The following is a 19,822-nucleotide window of genomic DNA, read 5'->3' on the forward strand; positions in this document are numbered from 1 at the left end:
GTGGGCTGGCGTCGGCTTCAGCGGGGGATGATCCTGCAGATGCTGTTGGAAGAACTGCAGCATCAGCTGTTGGGTTTCGGGCCACCACTGCAGATGGGAGGCCGGCCCGATGTGCAGGGATGGCTGTCCGCCGGCGACCTGGCTGCGATGCCAGAGGTCCAAAAGCCCTACCAGATGGGGATCCCACCATCCACCGATCAACAGCATCGGCCGCTGGAGCCAGCTCTCCGGGGCGTGATGAACCGTCCACTGCTGATCGTTGCTGGGGTCGTTGTTCAACCAGCTCCAGGCCATGCCTTCGGGGTCATGGCGCTCCAGCAGGGCTGGCCCGTCCCGCAGATAGCGGTTGTCTTCAAGGCTTCGGCGGATCTCCAGCCAGGCCGTTGCATCTCCGCGTCGCTGGGCCTGGAGGGCCGCCAGCTGAAGCCCCCAGCCAAGGCCCAGGTGCCACCAGTGGGCACCGCCTTCACAACTCCAATGGCGTCGTTCGTCCAGGCCGGTCATCGCTGGGGCGGTGCACTCCGGTGGTGGGGCTGACTCAGCTGCGGTGAGCTGGGTCAGCCCCTGATACGAAAATCCGTAGCCCCCCAGGCGTCCATTGCATTCCGGCAGCTGGCGCACCCAGGCGTGGGTGGCGGTGGTGTCGGCTGCTTCCTGACCAAACCCTCCGAAACAGCCCTCCGACTCCCCTTGTCCCCGTACGTCCTGAACGACCACCAGGAACCCATGGGAGGCCCACCAGCTGGGGTGGGCGTAGGTGACGGTTGAGGCGATGCGGCTTCCGTAGGGCTGCCGCATCAGCAGGGCAGGCCAAGGACCTTCACCATTGGGATACCACAGCAGTGACTGCAGCACGACGCCATCGGACAGGGTGAGTGCCGCAGGGCGGCGGGCGATTCCGCTTGTCTCAGCGGACATCGTCGCAATGCATCCCCACGGTGTAGGTCATGAGGATTTCCGCATCCTGAAAACTCAGGTTCTCGCTGGCAGCGACCTGGTTGATGTACGCCTTAGAGAACGGCGATCGGCCGTTGGCGTTCATCTGCCGGAACGAACGGCACATTCCCTTTGCTTTTTCAGGATTGCGCTTGACGCTGTTGAGCAAGTCCGAGTCAGCGGCAACCACGAGCAAAGGTGACCCGAGTAGAGCCAGAGCGATCAAAGCTGTGCGTAGGAGTTTCAATCTCATAAACGGTTCATACGCAGGATTGGATGCCAAGGCAGGGCTACTGGGGTCAGTTCGCCAGTTGCCTGGCGCGTCGGATCCAATCGCCGGCCACCCGCAGGTCCACCACGGCAGGCCGTTTGGTTCCAAGGCTGCGCTCCAGCCTTCCGGTCTGGCGCACGAGACGTTCGGGGGTGCATGCCGCCAGAGCGGCGGGCGTGGCAATGCCCGCATGCATCAGCAGCGCCGCGTCCTGGGGAGGCAAATTCAAACGGCAGACCAAGTCGGCCATGCCCCGCAGCCGTTTTAGGTTTCGGGTCGAAGCCTGGCCACTGCGGGCGAGTTGGCTCAGCTGCACATCCGTCAGAGCACGGATGCTGGACCAGCAGTTAATACCGGCCCGATCCAGTTCCTGTTTTTCCCTGCGAAACGACTGGGGGGGCTCCTCAATTGCGTCATTGAAGTCCGGCATCAACGCAAAGTCTTGCTCAACTCGCCCAGGATGACGGGGCGTCCAAGCCCATCGCCCTCCGCCTGGATGCCCCGCAACCGCACCAGCACGGTGCTGCTGGAGCGACCGAAGCCGCGCAGGTTGCCCTCCAATTGCTCCAGGGTGGCTTGAACTGTGGTTGGAGCCAGGTCAGCGGGAACCTGGGCTACCACCAGGTCGTTGCCGTTGTCGAACACGATCGGTGCCCGCACAGCACCCTCAACCACCACCGGTGGTGTGTAGCTCACGCCGAATGCCCAGCAGCTCACGGCCAGTAGCAGGGTGAAGCTGCTCACGCCGACCAGCCGAAACCGAATGCCCCAATTGGTGAGGAAGGCAACCGCGGTCAGTGCTCCCAGCCCAAGCCCGGACCAACCCAGCCAGGGAGCGGCAGTAAGCAGCAGCTGATCGAAGGCCATGGGGTGTGGTGGACTGACAATAGTCTCCTTATATTGCGCGAGATTCCGGGGAGACCGCTGCGTCTGATGGGGAAAACGCGGCGCAGGACCTGGTTGGTCGCGGGAAGTTTCGTTCTGATCGGGGCTGGAGCAGCAGGGTTCATCGCCCTTGACCTTGCTGCGGAACGCGTCCTGAGCCGCGTGCGCTCCAAACTGGAGCGCACGCTTTCGGGTCCTCTGGGCCACGACGTGGACATTGGTCCTTACAAGGGACTTCGCCCCTTGGGCTTGGGGATCGCCATTGGGCCGAGTCGGATCTTGCCGTCGTCGTCGGATCGCTCTGAGCTGAGCCTGGCGGGGCTGGAGGTGAGCCTTGCTCCCTTGGCGAGTCTTCGGAGTCTGCAGCTAGTTCTGCAGATCACGGTACACAAGCTGCGCGGCCAGTTGCAGGCCAATGAGGCTGGTCGTTACTGGACCTTTGGACCACCGAGCGGCGACGGCGTCCTGCCGCGACTTGGAGTGCAGTACCGGTTGGCCGATCCTGCGTTGTTGCGTTTCGGTCCTCAGCAGCAGACCCTTGAACTCCGCAGCCGGGGCGCGGTTCGACTCGGGGAGGCCTTTTTCAGCACCGCATCGAAACTTCGCTGGGTCAATGCTGAAGGGGTGCTGCGGCTGGATGGGCAAGGGCATTGGGATCGCCCTCGCTTCAGGCTTCGAACGCGGCTGGATCGGCTCAACCTGAAACCGTTGGGGGCCGTCATCGCCCCCGCTCAGGATCTGGATGCCTCTGGAACCTTGGAGGGAGATGTTCAGATCGGCTGGGCGGATGGCTCTTTGAACTGCCGAGGTGAGCTCAGCCTCAAGCGTCTCAAGCTTGCTTCGCTGAACAGCAATCGCCTCAGCGTCGCTTGCAAGGGCGATCAACTGAAGCTGAAGCCCGCAACACTGCGTTTCGGAGCCTTTGAGGCTCGGGCCTCAGGGTCCGTTGCCTTGAACAAGAGCTTTGATCTCCGGGCTGACGTGCGCAGCACAGACCTCAGCCCTGCAAGCAAGGACCGGTTGAAGCTCAGGATCCAGGGCCCCTGGGAGGAGCTCCGGTGGAGTGCCGATGGTGAGATTCAGTTGCCTGAGGCCACGGGGCTCAACACAGCCCTGACGCTGGACGCTCAGTGGCGCACCCCCTGGTTGCCAGCGCAGCAACCGTCTGTTCTTGTGGACCGACTCAGCCTCAGTGCCCTGGGACTGCGCTTTGGGCTGATCGGAACGATTGCATCCGAGCTGGATCTGCGCAGTTCAGAGTTGCAGATCGATCCCCGCTTCTGGTCTGCGGTGCCGACCCTGCAGGCCGGATTGGGCGAAACCGCTTCGATCCTTGGAACCGTCGACGTCAGTGGTGCGTTGGCCTCACCGGAGCTGAGCCTGAAGCTTGGCCAGGCGGCCAACCCTTTGCTGGACCAATGGTCATTCCAGACCCGATGGTCCTCGGAGGATTCCGCTTTGGTGCTGGATCGCTTTACCAGTCCGGTATTACGGGCGGAAGCGCGCCTTCCTTTGCGGCTGGCGCAGGGGCGGTTGCAAGCTGGTGAACTTCAGAGCGGCTTTGAACTCAAACCTCTCAACCTGAGCCGCTTCACCCCCTTGATCGGTATGGCGTTGGGGGGTCGGGTGGCAGCGCGGGGTCGTGTAAATGGTCCGCTGTCGGGGCTTCAGCCCGACATCAGCCTGATGCTGGATCAACCCCGCGTCGGGGCCTTGCAGGTTCCCGAACGCTGGCAAGGCAGCCTCAACGGCGAACTCGGCCGTGGTGCTCGTCTGGCGATGGCGGCCCAGCATCCAGCTGTGCCCGGCACGCTCGTGGCTGAGTTCGATGTCGATGCTTGGCCCAAGACCGTGCGCTTGCGCCGGGGTGAGGGGCAGTTGCGCTTGGACGGGCTGGCTCCGGCTGGGGAGCAACGCCGCTACCGGTGGCGTGCAGCGGACCTCAACATCAATGGTCTTCGTTTCATCGTTCCGCCGGTCAACCAGCCCAAAGCGGTGGCAGGTCAGCTCACGGGTGCAGGGAGCCTTGCCATGGGCCCCCTCGCGATCCGTGGGTCTGCCGCCATCGCTGAAGCTTCGATGGCGGGGGTTGCCGTGCAGAGCCTCGAGGTGGAGGGTTCCCTGAGGGATGGACGTTTTCAGGCCGATGCAGCACTCACGCCCTGGCAGGGCAGCGTCCGGCTGAAGGCCCGTGGACATCTCGATGGACGGATGTACAGCGCGATCGAGGCCGAAGGCCTCGATGTGACATGGCTGACGTTTCTGGCCCGTCAGTTTAGAGGGAGAGATCCTTATTCAGGCCTGGCCCCCGGCCGTGCCGAGGATCTTGGAACTCTGTTCGTCAACACCTTCGGCGGCTCGCTTGATGGTCAGTTGCGAGCTCTGGCGGAATCGCGCCGGGCGCTTGAGTCCTATGCCCTGCCCCATCCCCGCAAGGACCCAGAGCTGGAGCGTCTGGAAGGGCGAGTCAATCTGTCAGGAACGATCGACGGTCCTAATCCAAAGCGCCTCAAGGCCGATCTGATCGCCAAGGCGCACCTTTGGATTGAGGGGGACGACCAGGCCAAGGCACTCCAGCTTGAACCGGTGGTCGCCACGCTTCGCGGCCCGCTGCGCGGTGGATCCGGTGACCTCTCTCTGCTGCAGGTTCCGATCTCTCTACTGGCGTTGTTTGCTCCTGTGCCGCCGCAGCTTCGCGGCAGTGTTGGTGTCCGTGGCCGCTACGACCTGAGCGGAACGGCTCCATTGCTGGTTTCCGATCTGGTGCTCGATTCCGCCAGCCTGGCGGGCCAGCCCCTGCAGTTGGAGCAGCGATCGGTTGTCGTCGACCGTGATTTGATCCGCCTGGATCTGGCCCTGAAGGGAGGCGAGAGCAAGGAAGCCCTCACCGTGTCCGGCACGGTTCCCTTTAATCCCAATGAGGATCTGAATCTGAGGTTGGAAAGCCATGGGGACGCCCTTGGCGTGTTGACACTCCTCGCCGGGGATTCGTTGAGTGTGAAGCGGGGGAGCACCAATCTGCGTCTGCTCCTGCGCGGGCCGTTGAACCAACCCCAAGCCAATGGCTTTGTGGTGGTCAGCAATGGAGATCTCAGCTTCGGTGAACAGGAGCTGAGTCGGATCAACGCCTCTGTCCTGTTTGATTTCGATCGCGTCTTGGTGCAACGCCTGGAGGCCGAGGTGGGTCGCGGCGGCTCGCTGCGCGGTTTAGGAACCCTTGGCTTGTTCACCCCCCAGAGCGGCGCTTCACCGCTCACCTTGCAACTCAGCCAAGGTCAGATTCGTCAGCCGATCGTGCAGTTCCAGGCCGATGGCGAACTGCAGGTTTCCGGGGCCTTGGTGCAACCCGTCCTCTCCGGCAATCTGGAACTGTCGCGAGGTACGCTTCGGCCCCAGTCCGGATTCTTCGGACGGCGGCGGGGCGGACTTCAAGCCCTGGTTCCCACCAGTGTCGAGGGCTCCTCTGCGGCGGTGCAGCTCGGTCCCCAGGCGTTGAACACACTTTTGGAAGAGGAGTGGGACTTTCAGGAACCTTTGGTCCTGATGGGACCCAACCAATCCATCCAAGCTCCGGATCAGTTGCAACGGTTAATGTCGAAATGGCTAGCCATCCGCTTTGAGAACTTTCGGCTAGCCCTCGGCCCTGACATCGAGGTGCTGATGCCCCCCTGGATCAGCTTCAAAGGGGGAGGTGTCGTCACCTTGAACGGCCCCTTGGATCCATCGCTCAAGGCACGAGGCTTGATCCAGCTCAAATCCGGCAGGATCTGGGTTCCTCCTCTGGCTCCATTGCGTTTGGATCCGCAGGCGGCCAATGTAGCGGTGTTCACGCCTTCGCTGGGGCTCGTCCCCTACGTGGACATCGCCATGCAAGCCAGAGTCGCCGACACCGTCAGCGCAGGCGCCAACGATCAGATCACCAGCGCAAACCTCTTTGCTTCGAATGGCACGGGCAGTGCTTATGTCGGGGGTGGTCAGCTGCGGCTGGTGAAGGTCATGGTCCAGGTCACCGGCCCGGCCAACCGTCTGGGTGAAAGCAACAACCTGGTTCTACGCAGCTCGCCACCGATGAGCGAGCAACAGCTTCTGGGTTTGATCGGTGGCAATTCCCTGGGTTCCTTGGGTTCCCTGGGCGGAGCCGGTGGCGCCGCGTTGGCCACGATGCTGAGTCAGTCGCTGCTCTCCCCGGTGCTGGGAACCTTGACCGATGCCATGGGGCAGCGGCTCCAAGTGGCGATTTTTCCCACTTACGTCAACCCCGAGGTGAAATCAGAGAAGGAGCGCACCTCCGGTCGTGTTTCGCCAACACTCACAGTGGTGACGGAGTTCGGTGTGGCGTTGACTGACCGGTTCAACCTTTCCGTTCTGATGGCACCCAACACAACCGACGTTCCTCCACAAGGAACTGTCTCCTATCAGTTGACACCGACGACGTCTGTGTCTGCGGCCATGAATACCAATGGCACCTGGCAGAGCCAGTTGCAGGTGTTCTTCCGCTTCTGAACCATGCCTACCGCGCAGGTGATCGGAGTGGATCTCGGGGGCACGGCGATCAAATTGGCACGGATTCGTGCTGACGGTACGGTGTTGGCCGAGGCCCAATGGCCCACCCCTCAGCCCGCCGTACCTGGCGCGGTGACGATGGCCCTCTGCGAGGCCATTGGACAGATTGATCTTGAGCATACGGCTGAGGCGGTCGGCATCGGACTCCCCGGTCCGATGGATGCGGCAGCCCGGGTGGCCCGGGTATGCATCAACCTGCCCGGCTGGGAGGACGTGCCGCTGGCTGATTGGCTGGAGTCCAGGCTCAATCTCCGGGTCACCCTCGCCAATGACGGCAACTGTGCGGTGGTCGGCGAGGCCTGGCTCGGCGCTGCCCGTGGTGTGGATGATGTGGTGCTGCTGACCCTCGGAACCGGTGTGGGAGGGGGGGTGCTTCTAAGGGGTGAGCTGTTTACAGGCCACAACGGTGCTGCAGCGGAACCCGGTCTGATCGGGATGCAGCCCGATGGCCCGGCCTGCAACAGCGGCAACCGTGGCTCTCTCGAGCAGTTCGCCAGCATCACGGGTCTGCGGCGGTTGTGTGATCGCAATCCCCGCGAGCTCAGTGCGGAGGCCGATGCCGGTGATCCGGCGGCCCTGGAAGTCTGGAGCCGTTACGGCGAGCGCCTGGGCTGTGGCGTCGCTTCGCTGGTGTACGTGTTCACACCGCAGTTGGTCCTGCTGGGTGGCGGCCTGGCGGGTGCCGCCCGCCACTTTCTGCCATCGGTGCGCCGCGAGGTGGAGTCGCGGGTTCAGGCCGTCTCGCGGGAGGGGTTGCGGATCGAGGCCGCCTGCCTGGGCAATGGTGCTGGATGCCTGGGGGCAGCGCGGCTCGCTCTGCAGCGGCTGAACGGGATGATGGCTCCAGCTTGATTGCCTTGATGTCCAGCGTTCCAAAACCTTCTACCGCGCTGTTGCAGCGTGCCACGGCTGTCCGCCGTGCTGCTGTTGATCTGGGGCAGACCGATGACGGCCAACGGGCCCTGGCGCTCCAGGCGATGGCGGACGCACTGACCGAGCGCGCAGCAACCATCCTCGCGGCCAACCGTGAAGACCTCCAACGTTCTGCGGCCGAGGGGCTGGTACCGGCCTTGATGGCTCGGCTGAAGCTGGATGACACCAAGTTGGCCGCGGCGATTGATGGCGTTCGGAAGGTGGCCAGCCTCAGCGATCCGCTGGGTTGTCGTCAGTTGCACCGGGAGCTGGATCAGGGCTTGGTGCTGGAACGGGTTTCCGTGCCGCTTGGGGTGGTGGGTGTGATCTTCGAAGCCAGGCCGGATGCGGTGATGCAGATCGCCTCCCTGGCGATCCGTTCGGGCAACGGTGCCCTATTGAAGGGGGGCAGTGAGGCTCGCTGTACCAATGAGGCTGTGATGGACGCCCTGCAGGCAGGCCTGGCGGCCAGTCCGGTGTCTGCCGATGCCCTGGCGCTGCTCACCAGCCGTCAAGAAAGCCTGGCCTTGTTGCGTCTCGATGGCCTCGTGGATCTGATCATCCCCAGGGGAAGCAACGAGCTGGTGCGCTTCATCCAGGACAACACCCGCATTCCGGTGCTCGGCCATGCCGATGGGGTATGCCATCTCTATGTGGATGCGGCGGCCGATGTCGACAAAGCCGTTCGGGTGGCGGTGGACAGCAAGAGCCAGTACCCCGCCGCCTGCAACGCCATCGAGACCTTGCTGGTGCACCGCTCTGTTGCCCAGCCTTTTCTTGCCGCTGCGCTGCCGGCCTTCGCTGCTGCCGGGGTGCAACTGCGGGGCGATGCCGAAAGCGTGGCCCTCGGCGTGGCGGAAGCGGCCACAGAGGAGGACTGGAGCACGGAGTATCTGGATCTGATCCTGTCGGTGAAGCTGGTGGACGATCTGGAGGCAGCCACAGATCACATCCGCTCCTACGGGTCGCGTCACACCGAAGTGATCCTGACGGAGGATGCCCAGGCGGCTGATCATTTCCTTGCGGCGGTTGATAGCGCCGGGGTTTATCACAATTGCTCCAGCCGCTTCGCCGATGGGTTCCGTTATGGATTCGGCGCTGAGGTGGGCATTAGCACCCAGATCCTGCCACCCCGGGGACCCGTTGGTCTTGAGGGGCTGGTGACCTACCGCTATCGGTTGCGCGGCGAGGGCCACATCGCTGCCGACTATGCCAACGGCAGCCGCGTCTTCACCCACATTGATCGGCCGCTCTAATGGATTGCATCGGTGTGCGGGAGCTCCGGTTGTGGGCCCACGTCGGGGTGTTGGAAGACGAACGCCGGGATGGCCAGTGGTTCAGCCTTGATTTCAGTGTTCAGCTCGATCTGAAGGCTGCTGCCGTGGCCGACGATCTGAGCCAGAGCCTGGATTACAGCGTGGCGATACAGGCCCTGCAAGGCCTGTCCCAGCAGGTTCGTTGCCTCACGATCGAGCACTTCAGCGAGCAGATGCTGGATCGGCTGGAAACCCTCTACGGGCCCATGCCGATGTGGTTGCGATTGACTAAATGTGCTGCACCGGTTCCGGGATTTAACGGTCGGGTGTTTGTGGAACGCTCGCGCCATGGCGGCAGATCAGCCCTGTGAGCATCCCTTTGGTGTTGGTGCATGGTCTCTGGGACACGCCCCGCCTGTTTCACCGATTGATTCAGGGCTTGGACCAGCCTGATCGCCCGTTGCTGGCGCCGCACCTTCCCCATGGTCTGGGTTGGGTTCCCCTGCGGCAGTTGGCCTCGCGCCTCGATCAGCACATTCAGCGGCGTTTCGGTGCAGAAACCAGGGTCGATCTTCTGGGTTTTTCGATGGGGGGCGTGATCGGCAGAATCTGGCTGCAGGAGCTGGGGGGGGCGCAGCGCACCCGGCGCTTTTTCAGCGTGGGAAGCCCGCAGCAGGGCACCCTGGCTGCTCAGATGATTCCTCGCCCGCTACTGGCCGGTGCGGCAGACATGAAAGTGGGCAGTCGCCTGCTGCGGGAGCTGAATCGCCAACCCGATGCCCTGGCTAGGGTCGAGTGCTCCAGTTTCTTTTGCCGCTGGGATCTGATGGTCTGCCCCGGCTGGAGGGCCGTTCTGCCACTAGGCCGGTGTGAGGAAATTCCCGTCTGGACCCATCAGCAGCTGATGGGCCATCCCGCCGCGATTCAACGGCTCAGCAGCAGCTTGCGCGCCTGAGCTCAGGCCGCGGCCACCAAGCCGGAATGGCGAATCAGTGCTTCGGTGCTGGCCGGACGGCCTCGGAAAGCTTCAAACACCTCTGCAGGAGAGCGACTGCCACCGAGGCTGAGCACCGTGTCGCGGAAGCGGGCTCCCGTTTTGCGAACTTGATCCTCCTGATCCAGACCCACCTCTTCAAAAGCGGAGAAGGCATCGGCACTGAGCACCTCAGCCCATTTGTAGGAGTAGTACCCAGCGGAGTAGCCCCCCGCGAAGATGTGGCCGAAGGCGCAGAGGAACTGATCTTCCGGGATAGGAGCCATCACTGTGGTGGTGGTGGCGATCTCACGGCGCAGTTCGTCGGGGGTTACGCCAAGTTCCGGGGTCCACTGGCTGTGGAGGCGAAGGTCACTCAGGGCGAAGTGAACCTGCCGCAGGGTGACCAGTCCTGCATTGAAGGTGCGACTACTGCGCAGCTTGTTGAATTCCGCCTCGGGCAGGGGTTCACCGGTCTGCCAGTGGCGCGCCATGCCCATCAAGGTGGCGTGATCAAGGCACCAGTTCTCCATGAACTGGCTGGGGAGTTCCACGGCATCCCATTCCACGTTGCTGATGCCGGCTGCCTCCGGTTCCTCAACGGTGGTGAGCATGTGTTGGAGCCCATGGCCGAATTCATGGAAGAGGGTCTCCACTTCCTCGAAGCTCATCAGGCTGGGCGTGTCGCCCACAGGTGGGGTCTGGTTGCAGACCAGGTAAGCCACCGGAAGCACTACCGTTCCATCGGGCTTCTTTCTGAGGCCCAGGCATTCATCCATCCAGGCTCCACCGCGTTTGCTGGCGGGCCGGCTGTAGGGGTCGAGGTAGAAGCCGGCGATCGGTGTGCCATCGGAGCGCTTCACCCGGAAGAAGCGCACATCGTCGTTCCAGGTCGGTGCCTCGCCGTCGGCCGCGACGATCTCGACGTCGAACAGCCTTGAACACAGGCTGAACAGGCCTCCGAGCACCTGCGGCAGTGGGAACCAAGGGCGCAGCGCTTCCTGGTCCAGGTCGAACCGGGATTGGCGCAACTTCTCCGACCAGTAAGCGATGTCCCAGGGAGCCAGCTCATCGGCTTCCGGGGCCTTGTGTTCCCGGGCGATGGCTTGGAGATCCCGCAGTTCCTGCTCAGCTGCTGGGTATGCCGCAGCGCGAAGCTCTTCCAGGAGAGCTTCCACCGCTGGCACATCGTCGGCCATCTTGGCGCTGAGGCTAAGGTCAGCCCAATGGGGATAGCCCAGGCGAGAAGCTTGTTCGCACCTCAGGGTCAGGATCTCTTCGATCAGTGTCTGGTTGTCGAGTTCTCCTTCACTGGCCCGCCCCACATGGGCGCGATAGGCCTTTTCCCTCAGGGATCGGTTGCTTGCATGGGTGAGGAAGGGCAGATAGCGGGGCATGTCCAGTCCCAGCAACCAGGGGCCGGTCTCCGCAGATGCATCAGCATCCCCCGCTTCGCGCGCTGCTGCGGCCAGTGCCTCCAAAGTCCGTTGCGGCAGGCCTTCCACCTCGTGGGGCTGGCTGAGCTTCAGGGTCCACTGCCGCGTGGCATCGAGCACGTGATTGCCGAACTGGGTTGATAGGGCTGCCAGCCGTTCACTGGTGCTGTTGAAGGCTTCCTTCTCATCGCCACTGAGGCCAACACCGCGCTGCTGCATCGAGAGCAGCTCGGATTTCAGAATCCGCTCCTGGGTTGGATTGAGTGGTTCGGCGGGATCGACTTGAAGGGCCATCAGGGCCCGATGAAGAATCTGGCTTTGGCCAAGGCGGTTGCTGAGGCACACAACATCGGGTTGCTGGGCGGCATGGGCATCGCGCAGTTCAGCGGAATTGCAGACGCCATTGAGGTGTGACACCACACCCCAGCTCCAACGCAGCCGTTCGCCGATGGCCTGCAGCGGTTGCATCACCCCATCCCAGGACAGTCTCGAGGGTCCGGCGAGGGCTGAATTCAGAGCCTGTTCGAGTGCACTGAAGTCCTGATCCAGCTGTGCGAGCAGAACAGGGATGTCTGCGCTGACGAGCTCAGGGGAAATGGCACGGAACTCAGGAAGACCTTGGCCGCGCAGGAGGGGGGAAACAGTCGACATATCAGCTGGCAATGAACTGCAGGGCCAGAGCGTTGGTGGAGGCTTCGTAGAGATCCATGGCAACGCGGGGCCAGATGCCGATCACAAGGGTTGGCACCAGCAGGCTGAGACCAATCACTAGTTCCCTGGGCCGCATGTCAGCAACGCTGGCCAGAGCAGGAATCCTGGGGCCGAAGAACACCCGGCGGCACATGGAAAGCAGATAGATCGGTGTGAGCACCAGACCGATGGCGGCCAGCAGCACGGTGATCGAGCGGAACACCGAGGTGAAGGCTTCCTGACTGGTGATGCCAAGGAAGACGGTGATTTCACTGATGAAGCCACTCATGCCCGGCAGCGCCAGTGACGCCAGGGAGCTGGCCAGGAAGAAGGCAAAGGTGATCGGCAGGGCCTTGGCCAGTCCGCCCATGTTGGGGATCGAGAGGGTCTTGGTTCGCTCGTAGAACACGCCCGTCACGAAGAACATCGCGGCGGCGATCAGGCCATGGCTCACCATCTGGAGCATGGCTCCGCTGATTCCCAGGGCATTAACGGCACCGATCCCCACCAGGACAAAGCCCATGTGGCTCACGGAACTGCAGGCGATCCTGCGTTTGACATTGTCTTGGGCGAAGGCGTTAAGGGCGCCGTAAACGATATTCACGATCCCAAGGATCACCAGGGCCGGTGCCAGGGTTGCGTGCGCTTCCGGCATTATCTGCACGTTGAAGCGCAGTAGTGCATAGCCGCCCATTTTCAGGAGCACCCCGGCCAGCAGCATCGACACCGGCGCGTTCGCCTCGCCGTGGGCATCGGGCAGCCAGGTGTGGAGCGGGAACATCGGCAGTTTCACGCCGAAGCCAATCAGGAAGCCGACATAACACAACAGGCCGAAGCTGCCGCCCGGCGAGCGAACTGCCAGTTCCGTGAGGTTGAAGGTGAAGGTGTCCCCGGAGAGAGCCAGCGCCAGGCCACTGATCAGGATCAGCAGAGAGGCCAGGGCTGTGTAGAGGATGAATTTGGTCGCGGCGTACTGGCGGTTTTGTCCGCCCCAGATGGCGATCAGCAGGTAGACGGGAACCAGTTCCAGCTCCCAGGCCAGGAAGAAGAGCAGGAAATCCTGCGACAGAAACACCAGGCCTTGAGCCGAGGCCTGAACCAGCATCAGGGCGAAGTACAGCCTTGATTTGCGCTGTACCGACCAGCTGGCAGCCACAGATAGAAAAGTGACCAGGCCGCTGAGCACCACAAGCGGTGCTGAAAGACCATCCACACCAAGGGACCATTCGAGGCCGAGTGCTGGGAGCCAGCTCACTCGCTCCACCAGCTGGAGCCCTTCAGTGCTGGGGTCGAAGCGGGTGGCAAACACCCCCATCATCAACAGGAGATCGACCAGCAGGACGACCAGGGTGATGATTTTGGGAGCGGGGGATGGCTTCTCTTCGCTGCTCGGAACCAGTGGCAGCACCAGAGCTGCTGCCGCCGGCAACAGCACAATCAGTGACAACCAGGGGAAGGGACTGCCCGAGACAGCAAATTCTGCTAACCCAGCGCGCATTCCGTGTCCGCAATCTTTAACAAAGCTAACAGGGCTGAACGCCCTATTTAAGTGGATCTACTCATCGTCGGCCGGTTGCCAGTGGCTGCCTGAGGTCTGCAAATTCAGCACCGGCGCGCGGCTGGCGATCCCCGCCGCTTCCCAGGCTTTGACCATGGCGCGACTGACGGCTGGGCTTTTGTCTTCCTCGCACAGGGCTAGGACGCTCGGTCCGGCTCCGCTGATGGCGCAGCCCCAAGCCCCTGCCTCCATGGCCGCCTGTTTGACCTGGTCACCGCTCTTGATCAGCCGCCAGCGGTAAGGCTCGTGCAAACGATCGTGCATGCCGTCGGAGATCAGATCACCATTGCCGGTCCGCAGCCCTTGCAGCAGCAGCGTCAAGGCGCCCAGGTTGACGACAGCATCACCAACGGGAATGGCTTTGGGCATGGCCCGGCGGGCTTCGCTGGTGCTCAGGCGAATTGATGGAATCGCCACGACGGCCTTCACGCCCGGCTTCCATTCGCAACGCACTACGCGCCAGCGTTGGGAGGCGGCCTTGGCGGTCATGCAGAGGCCCCCCAAAAGGGAGGGGACAACGTTGTCGGGATGCCCTTCGATATCGATGGCCAGCTCGAGCAGCTTCTCCTTGGAGAGGGGCTCACCGACGAGGGCATTGGCCCCCATCAGTCCCGCCACGATTGCTGTAGCACTGCTGCCCAGCCCCCGTGCTGGAGGCACGGCAAGACGCACCCGTGCCTCAAGGGCGACGGGTTCGAGCCCGGCCGCTTTCCACACCCTTTGGGCCGCTCGGTACACGAGGTTCTCAGGCCCGCCGCGCAGGTGACTGCCCTCCGATCCCTCAATAATCAGTTCAAACCGTTCACCGCCTCCTTCGATCCGCCGCATCGCGAATCGGTTGTTCAGATCGAGGGCTGCACCGAGGCAGTCAAATCCAGGTCCGAGATTGGCGGTGGTTGCTGGGACGTCCACCACCACTTTCTGACCGATGCGCGGCTGCGCCATCGCTGATCCTCTGCTCAGGTCAGTGTCCCACCTGACTCCGCCAGCATCCGGGCACGACAGGCGGCACTGAACAGTCCGGCATCGGGATCGATCACCGCTGTGACCTGCATTCCCTCGATCAGCTCGCGGAAGCGGCCCTTGTCCCGCATCGCGTTGAGAAAGCTGGCGGATTGCAGTCCTTTCAATTGTTTTGACGCGGTGCCGCCACCGACCCAGAGGCCCCCTGTGGACAGTTCTTGAAGGGCAAGATCGCCTGCCGCTGATCCATAGGCCTCCATCCATAGCTGTAACGCGCGCTGCATCAAGGGATCACCCCCTTCAGCGGCCACGCTCACCTGAGCGGGAAGATCGTTGGACCTGTTGTGCCGCCAGGCCTCAGCCACGCTGCGCAAGGTGTGCATGGCGGCATCGGGTTTCTGAAGCAGCCAGTGGGCCACATGCCCCAGGCCGGTGCCACTCACGATCCGTTCAATCGACAGTCTGCTGACCCCGAGGTCTTGTTTGAGCCAGCAGGCCAGCTCCCACTCCGCCTCATTGCGTGGGGCGAATTCGCGGTGACCTCCCTCGCTCGCCAGGGCAACCAATCCCTGATCGGTCTGCAGTCCTCGTGCCATGCCGAGCCCGGTACCTGCGCCAAGAATCGCTAAGGGACCCGTGTCTTGGACACCGTTCTGAAGAATCACCTGCTGGTTGCCATCGAAATGGGGTAGTCCGTAAATCAGCACGCCGAAATCATTCACCAGCTCGAGGCGTTCCATGCCCGCAGCCCTCGCCAGGTCGGCCTCCCGCAATCGCCAAGGCAGGTTGGTGACCCTGGCCTCCCTTTGACGCACCGGACCCGCAACGGCGATGCAGGCGTAGGCTGGAGCCGGAAGATCGGTGGGCCGGTTGTGGAGAAAGGCCTTAAGTATCGGCTCTAGCGATGACCATTCCCCTGAGCGGAAGCGCTCTTGATGCAACAAGCGCAGTTGACTCCCGTCACTCCCATAGAGGGCAAGCAGGGTTTTGGTGCCTCCCATGTCTCCTGCCAGGAGTGTGGTGGTGGCCATCCAGGGCTGCAGCGTCTTCTACCAGCCTGGTTCCGTCAGGAGAAGAAGTCCAGCGGAAGCGGGCCCCAGGTGGTGCTTGGGGTGGTCTCGTCGTCGCCGTGGCCACTGATCAGCATTCCCTCGCCAAGGCCGTGCTCGATCCGAATCCGGATCGAGCCTCCTTTTTGATTGGCTTTTAGGAAAACAGGGCCCGGTTCCTTGGGGCTGTCGACGATCTCCAGGGGCTCCCACTCTTGGCTTTGCTCCAGGCTGCGCAGGGCAGCGAGGGCTTGTTCTATGGACGGGGCCATGACGCCGATGGTGAACCAGCTGGCGTTCGCCATGGCCTGATTGAGTTCCTCTCGGAGCGCGTTTCTGGTCTGGGGCAGCAGCTCCGGGGCTCCGCGCAAACGCGCAAGATCGGCAAGATTCTGCACGGGGGATTCCGTCATCGGTTCAGCTCCAGGCCTGCGGCTCGCTGGCTGTTGGCCATCTGGGCAGCACTGAGCAGGTCGGCCACCGCTATGACCCCGAGGTCACCGTCCTGTCGGCTGCGCAGGCTCACGGCGTTCTGTTCCGCTTCCTTGGCACCGATGACCGCCAGCACGGGGATCTTCATCTGTTCGCCGGTGCGGATCAACTTGCCGAGACGGTCGCCGCTGCGGGCGATGCTGGCGCGAACGCCAGCTTGGGTGAGCTGGTCCAGTAACTGCTCCGCGTAGGGCTGCACCTCGTCCGTGACCGGCAACAGGCGCACCTGTTCAGGAGCCAGCCAGAAGGGGTAATCGCCGGCGTAGTTCTCGGTCATGATCCCGAAGAACCGCTCCAGCGAACCGAAGATGGCGCGGTGGATCATGATCGGCCGCTGCCTGCTGCCGTCGGCGGCGATGTAGTCGAGCTCGAACCGTTCCGGCAGGTTGAAATCCAATTGGATGGTGGAGCACTGCCACATCCGCCCTATGGCATCTTCGATCTTGAGATCGATTTTCGGGCCGTAGAAGGCGCCGCCGCCCTCATCGATTTTGTAAGCCCAACCCTTGCGCTCCAGGGCTTCAATCAGTCCCTTGGTGGCCAGGTTCCAAACGGCGTCATCGCCGATGGACTTCTCGGGGCGGGTGGAAAGGTTGATCTCGTAGTTGCTGAAATCGAAGGTGGAGAGGATCCGCTCGGTGAGATCCAGGATCTTCAGGATCTCGTCGCTGATCTGCTCGGGCAGGCAGAACACATGGGCATCGTCCTGGGTGAAGCCGCGCACCCGCATCAGACCGTGCATCACGCCTGGGCGCTCGTAGCGATAAACCGTTCCCAGCTCAGCCCAGCGGATCGGCAGTTCCCTGTAGCTGCGTAGTTTGCTGGCATAGGTGAGCACGTGGAACGGGCAGTTCATCGGCTTGAGCTGGTATTCACGCTCATCCACCTCCATCGGGCCGAACATGCTCTCGGTGTAAAAGTCGAGGTGGCCCGAGGTCTTCCAGAGGCTGATGTCCGCCACATGGGGGGTGTAGAGGAGTTCGTATCCGCCCTCGAAGTGGGCCTGGCGCCAGAACTCTTCGATCAGCAGGCGCATGCGGGCGCCGCGGGGGTGCCAGAACACCAGGCCAGCCCCTGCCTCGTCTTCGATCGAGAACAGGTCGAGGTCTTTGCCGATTCGACGATGGTCGCGGCGGAGAGCCTCTTCCTTGCGGCGTTTGTGCTCAGCGAGTTGTTCGGGGGTCTCCCAGGCCGTGCCGTAGATGCGTTGCAGTTGCGCCTTGGTTTCATCGCCGCGCCAGTAGGCGCCTGCCACGCTTTCCAGCTCGAAGGCCTTGGCGTTGAGTTGGCCGGTGTGATCCACGTGGGGACCGGCACAGAGGTCCCACCAGTCATCTCCCAAGGTGTAGAGGGTGATCGGCTCCTGCAGGCCCTCAAGGATTTCAAGCTTGTAGGGCTCGTTTTGGGATGTGATTTTGGCTTCGGCTTCGCCGCGGCTCACCTCGACCCGTTCTAGGGGCAGCTTCTTGTTGATGATCTTGATCATCCCTTTCTTGATGGCCTTCAGCTCGGCCTCAGTGAAGGGATCGGGATTGTCGAAGTCGTAATAGAAACCGGTTTCGGTCCAGGGACCGATGGTGACGCGTGCGTCAGGAAACAACTGCTGCACAGCCATGGCCATCACATGGCTCATGGAGTGGCGAATCTTGAGCAGTTGATCGCTCTCGCTGGTCTTGGGCAGAACCACCGGTGATGAAGGGGCTGGGGTGGTTGCTGCAGCGCTGCTCACCGGTTCAAGTTCAGGGCCCGCCATCCTATGGGCGAGACCCGAGGGCATCACGTGGGTGAGTCAACCAATCGGGAAGCAGGCGCTCTCTTGGACGAGTTGCTGGCATCCCTTCTCGCTGACTTCGAGCACTGGTTTCAGCGCGGCGAGGAGCTTCTGCAGACCTGTCCGGATGACGTGATGCCGTTGGAGGAGCGTCAGCGGATGGACCTCCGGCTGCAGGACGGCAAGAAGGCGATTGCTGCAACGCGCGCCTTGGTGGCTGCATCAACGCAGCCCATGGCGATCTCGATGGAGGTGATGAACCCATGGCACGGTGTGGTCACGGAGGTGTGGGCCCTGGCCGCGAAGTTGGGTTCGTCCCGTCCTCCTCAGGCTCCCAGCTGATTGCGCAGCTGGCGCAGGTTGCTGCTGTAAAAACTTGCCAGTTCCTGATGGCTCTTCACCGGTTGCCCGTAGGCCGAGCGACCTGTCCATGTCGGGAAGGAGGCCCACTCGGGAGCCAACTTCGCCATGGCGTTCTTGGTGAGACCTTTCCGGTCAATTTCTGATAGCGCACCCCGACGCTCAACGAGGTGCAGGGCGGCTTGATCCTGGTGCCTGGGCTCAAAGCTGGTCAGCTTGAGTTCCTGGGCCACTCCTTTCCAGGTCGTGGGGAGGAATTGATAGGCCCCCGCTGCTGCGCTGATGTAGCGCTTCACAACCACCCGCTCCGGATGACGTGAGAGGTCTTGAAACTGCCCGCCGCCGTAGATGATCCGATAGCCCTTGTCTTCGCCGTCCTTCCAGGTCCCCTCGGCGAAGCGGATGGTGTTGAGTAGGGCGCGGCGCTCAGGCGTCAGCTTATAACGCCCACCTTCGTTGCCGGTGGCCAGATGGGCGCGGCTGCTGTATTCGCCTTGCGGAGCATGTTCTGCAGGCGTGTCTGCTTTCTGCGGTGGCTGTGTGGCTCCTGCGGACAGCACCAATCCTGTGGTCAGAGCTGCACCGACGAGAAGCCGGTTCCAACGCATGGTTAGGCTGAACACAGAAAAAAGACGACGCACGCAAAGCGATCAGAGTGCTGGCCCACGAAGCCTGGGCGCGAGATCGGTGCTTGAGGGGTTGACGCTCGGTCTGTGCTGTGTATAAGCAGCTGAGAGAAAGTTGAGAGTCTTGCAAGACTCGTCTCTGCGACTGAGGTTGTCTCCGTTAAGCCTCAGGGGCCATCGCCCAAGGCCACGCCAGCTGCATTGATAAGAGCAGTTAATGCTTGTCGTAGGTGGCGATCAGGCTGGTCTGGCGAAGCCCAAGGCGTCCTTGACCCGTTCGAGCGTGGCGTTGGCCACGATCTCGGCTTTCTCGCGCCCTGTGCTCAGCACCTGATCGAGCTCTGTGGGGTCACGCATCAGCTCGCGGTAGCGGGTCTGGATGGGTTCCAGCGCGTTCACGGTGGCTTCGGCCAGCAGCGGCTTGAACTGTCCCCAGTCCATCTCGGCGCATTCGCTGGCGGCCTGCTCACGCCCCTTGCCACTCAGGATTGCGTAGAGCCCGAGCAGGTTATCGGTTTCCGGACGATCCGAGTTGCTGAATTCGAGGCCACGCTCGGGATCAGTCTTGGCGCGTTTGATCTTTTTGGTGATCAGTTCAGGAGGGTCCAGAAGTGTGATGCGACTCGCCTCATTCGGATCGCTCTTACTCATCTTGCTGCGACCATCCGTCAGGCTCATCACCCGAGCTCCTTCCTTGAGGATCATCGGTTTGGGCACTTTGAGCAGCGGCGTGTCTTTGCCACCGAAACGGGCATTGATGCGTTGCTGGGCGATGTCACGTGCCAGCTCTAGGTGCTGTTTCTGATCTTCCCCGACGGGCACCAGGTCAGCGTCATAAAGAAGGATGTCGGCGGCCATCAGCACTGGATAGTCCAGCAGGCCCACAGACACGTTGTCCCCCTGCTTCACCGCTTTCTCCTTGAACTGGATCATCCGCTCCAGCCAGTTGAGCGGCGTGACGCAATTCAGCAGCCAGCACAGTTCGCTGTGGGCTGCCACCTGGCTCTGCACAAACACCGAGCAGCATTTGGGGTCCATGCCGCAGGCCAGGTAAAGCGCTGCTGTGGAACGGGTGTCCTCA

The 19,822-nt window shown here is 62.5% G+C and carries 18 protein-coding genes; 6 read left to right on the forward strand and 12 right to left on the reverse strand.

What is annotated here, in order from left to right:
• The 4 genes from ACGVJ8_RS09660 to ACGVJ8_RS09675 form a co-directional block, all read right to left on the reverse strand.
• Positions 1 to 918: CocE/NonD family hydrolase (locus tag ACGVJ8_RS09660; RefSeq protein WP_392347594.1), on the reverse strand; the 918-nt coding region annotated here is incomplete at its 3' end.
• The gene (locus tag ACGVJ8_RS09665; protein ID WP_392347627.1) at positions 908 to 1,126 is read right to left on the reverse strand and encodes a hypothetical protein; all 219 of its coding nucleotides are present in this window, start codon (positions 1,124 to 1,126) and stop codon (positions 908 to 910) included. The genes ACGVJ8_RS09665 and ACGVJ8_RS09660, both read right to left, overlap by 11 nt.
• 109 nt (positions 1,127 to 1,235) lie before the next feature.
• Positions 1,236 to 1,637 carry a DUF4332 domain-containing protein gene (locus ACGVJ8_RS09670; protein ID WP_392347596.1) on the reverse strand — a complete coding sequence of 134 codons (402 nt, stop codon included), beginning with the start codon at positions 1,635 to 1,637 and terminating at the stop codon, positions 1,236 to 1,238.
• Positions 1,637 to 2,074, reverse strand: coding sequence for a Ycf51 family protein (locus tag ACGVJ8_RS09675; protein WP_392347598.1), 438 nt, complete (start codon positions 2,072 to 2,074; stop codon positions 1,637 to 1,639). The genes ACGVJ8_RS09670 and ACGVJ8_RS09675 overlap by 1 nt, the downstream gene beginning before the upstream one ends.
• A 93-nt stretch (positions 2,075 to 2,167) precedes the next feature.
• On the opposite strand from ACGVJ8_RS09675, the gene ACGVJ8_RS09680 reads away from it, so the two are divergent.
• From ACGVJ8_RS09680 to ACGVJ8_RS09700, 5 genes are read left to right on the forward strand one after another with little or no spacing between them, the layout of a single operon-like run.
• Positions 2,168 to 6,595: a translocation/assembly module TamB domain-containing protein gene (locus ACGVJ8_RS09680; protein ID WP_392347600.1), complete on the forward strand. Its 4,428-nt coding sequence runs from the start codon at positions 2,168 to 2,170 to the stop codon at positions 6,593 to 6,595.
• Positions 6,596 to 6,598: 3 nt separating this feature from the next.
• Positions 6,599 to 7,507, forward strand: coding sequence for an ROK family protein (locus ACGVJ8_RS09685; protein ID WP_392347602.1), 909 nt, complete (start codon positions 6,599 to 6,601; stop codon positions 7,505 to 7,507).
• Positions 7,508 to 7,515: 8 nt separating this feature from the next.
• The gene (locus ACGVJ8_RS09690; RefSeq protein WP_392347605.1) at positions 7,516 to 8,823 is read left to right on the forward strand and encodes a glutamate-5-semialdehyde dehydrogenase; all 1,308 of its coding nucleotides are present in this window, start codon (positions 7,516 to 7,518) and stop codon (positions 8,821 to 8,823) included.
• Positions 8,823 to 9,194, forward strand: coding sequence for a dihydroneopterin aldolase (locus tag ACGVJ8_RS09695; RefSeq protein WP_392347607.1), 372 nt, complete (start codon positions 8,823 to 8,825; stop codon positions 9,192 to 9,194). The genes ACGVJ8_RS09690 and ACGVJ8_RS09695 overlap by 1 nt, the downstream gene beginning before the upstream one ends.
• Positions 9,191 to 9,778: an esterase/lipase family protein gene (locus ACGVJ8_RS09700; RefSeq protein WP_392347609.1), complete on the forward strand. Its 588-nt coding sequence runs from the start codon at positions 9,191 to 9,193 to the stop codon at positions 9,776 to 9,778. The genes ACGVJ8_RS09695 and ACGVJ8_RS09700 overlap by 4 nt, the downstream gene beginning before the upstream one ends.
• A gap of 2 nt (positions 9,779 to 9,780) precedes the next feature.
• Here ACGVJ8_RS09700 and ACGVJ8_RS09705 read toward each other — a convergent pair whose 3' ends face one another.
• The 6 genes from ACGVJ8_RS09705 to thrS are packed head-to-tail and all read right to left on the reverse strand — an operon-like array spanning position 9,781 to position 17,737.
• Positions 9,781 to 11,883: a M3 family metallopeptidase gene (locus ACGVJ8_RS09705; protein ID WP_392347611.1), complete on the reverse strand. Its 2,103-nt coding sequence runs from the start codon at positions 11,881 to 11,883 to the stop codon at positions 9,781 to 9,783.
• Position 11,884: 1 nt separating this feature from the next.
• Positions 11,885 to 13,420: an NAD(P)H-quinone oxidoreductase subunit 4 gene (locus ACGVJ8_RS09710; RefSeq protein WP_392347613.1), complete on the reverse strand. Its 1,536-nt coding sequence runs from the start codon at positions 13,418 to 13,420 to the stop codon at positions 11,885 to 11,887.
• Positions 13,421 to 13,477: 57 nt separating this feature from the next.
• A complete protein-coding gene (gene thrB, locus ACGVJ8_RS09715) occupies positions 13,478 to 14,425 on the reverse strand; it encodes a homoserine kinase (RefSeq protein ID WP_392347615.1) in 948 nt (315 codons plus the stop codon).
• Positions 14,426 to 14,439: 14 nt separating this feature from the next.
• Positions 14,440 to 15,474: a glucokinase gene (locus ACGVJ8_RS09720; RefSeq protein WP_392347617.1), complete on the reverse strand. Its 1,035-nt coding sequence runs from the start codon at positions 15,472 to 15,474 to the stop codon at positions 14,440 to 14,442.
• A 35-nt stretch (positions 15,475 to 15,509) separates the two neighbouring features.
• Positions 15,510 to 15,905, reverse strand: coding sequence for a DUF1824 family protein (locus tag ACGVJ8_RS09725; protein WP_392347619.1), 396 nt, complete (start codon positions 15,903 to 15,905; stop codon positions 15,510 to 15,512).
• Complete coding sequence (gene thrS / locus ACGVJ8_RS09730) at positions 15,902 to 17,737, reverse strand: threonine--tRNA ligase (protein ID WP_392347629.1); 1,836 nt, start codon at positions 17,735 to 17,737, stop codon at positions 15,902 to 15,904. The genes ACGVJ8_RS09725 and thrS overlap by 4 nt, the downstream gene beginning before the upstream one ends.
• Positions 17,738 to 17,740: 3 nt before the next feature.
• On the opposite strand from thrS, the gene ACGVJ8_RS09735 reads away from it, so the two are divergent.
• Complete coding sequence (locus ACGVJ8_RS09735; RefSeq protein WP_392347621.1) at positions 17,741 to 18,097, forward strand: DUF2605 family protein; 357 nt, start codon at positions 17,741 to 17,743, stop codon at positions 18,095 to 18,097.
• Here ACGVJ8_RS09735 and ACGVJ8_RS09740 read toward each other — a convergent pair.
• Both ACGVJ8_RS09740 and trpS read right to left on the reverse strand, forming a co-directional pair.
• A complete protein-coding gene (locus tag ACGVJ8_RS09740; protein WP_392347623.1) occupies positions 18,082 to 18,723 on the reverse strand; it encodes a muramidase in 642 nt (213 codons plus the stop codon). The two genes, ACGVJ8_RS09735 and ACGVJ8_RS09740, sit on opposite strands and share 16 nt — an antisense overlap.
• Before the next feature lie 255 nt (positions 18,724 to 18,978).
• Positions 18,979 to 19,822 (reverse strand): tryptophan--tRNA ligase (gene trpS / locus ACGVJ8_RS09745; protein WP_392347625.1); only part of this gene is annotated, 844 nt, incomplete at its 5' end.

It is taken from the genome of Parasynechococcus sp. (assembly GCF_042954245.1).
GTDB lineage: Bacteria > Cyanobacteriota > Cyanobacteriia > PCC-6307 > Cyanobiaceae > Parasynechococcus.

Bases quoted from the DNA above. Each gene is read 5' to 3' on its own strand.
- ACGVJ8_RS09685 (WP_392347602.1), top strand. From the start codon at position 6,599: ATGCCTACCGCGCAGGTGATCGGAGTGGATCTCGGGGGCACGGCGATC.
- thrB (WP_392347615.1), bottom strand. From the start codon at position 14,425: ATGGCGCAGCCGCGCATCGGTCAGAAAGTGGTGGTGGACGTCCCAGCA.
- ACGVJ8_RS09670 (WP_392347596.1), bottom strand. From the start codon at position 1,637: ATGCCGGACTTCAATGACGCAATTGAGGAGCCCCCCCAGTCGTTTCGC.
- ACGVJ8_RS09710 (WP_392347613.1), bottom strand. From the start codon at position 13,420: ATGCGCGCTGGGTTAGCAGAATTTGCTGTCTCGGGCAGTCCCTTCCCC.
- ACGVJ8_RS09695 (WP_392347607.1), top strand. From the start codon at position 8,823: ATGGATTGCATCGGTGTGCGGGAGCTCCGGTTGTGGGCCCACGTCGGG.
- ACGVJ8_RS09725 (WP_392347619.1), bottom strand. From the start codon at position 15,905: ATGACGGAATCCCCCGTGCAGAATCTTGCCGATCTTGCGCGTTTGCGC.
- ACGVJ8_RS09735 (WP_392347621.1), top strand. From the start codon at position 17,741: ATGGGCGAGACCCGAGGGCATCACGTGGGTGAGTCAACCAATCGGGAA.
- ACGVJ8_RS09705 (WP_392347611.1), bottom strand. From the start codon at position 11,883: ATGTCGACTGTTTCCCCCCTCCTGCGCGGCCAAGGTCTTCCTGAGTTC.
- ACGVJ8_RS09675 (WP_392347598.1), bottom strand. From the start codon at position 2,074: ATGGCCTTCGATCAGCTGCTGCTTACTGCCGCTCCCTGGCTGGGTTGG.
- ACGVJ8_RS09720 (WP_392347617.1), bottom strand. From the start codon at position 15,474: ATGGCCACCACCACACTCCTGGCAGGAGACATGGGAGGCACCAAAACC.
- thrS (WP_392347629.1), bottom strand. From the start codon at position 17,737: ATGGCGGGCCCTGAACTTGAACCGGTGAGCAGCGCTGCAGCAACCACC.
- ACGVJ8_RS09690 (WP_392347605.1), top strand. From the start codon at position 7,516: ATGTCCAGCGTTCCAAAACCTTCTACCGCGCTGTTGCAGCGTGCCACG.
- ACGVJ8_RS09740 (WP_392347623.1), bottom strand. From the start codon at position 18,723: ATGCGTTGGAACCGGCTTCTCGTCGGTGCAGCTCTGACCACAGGATTG.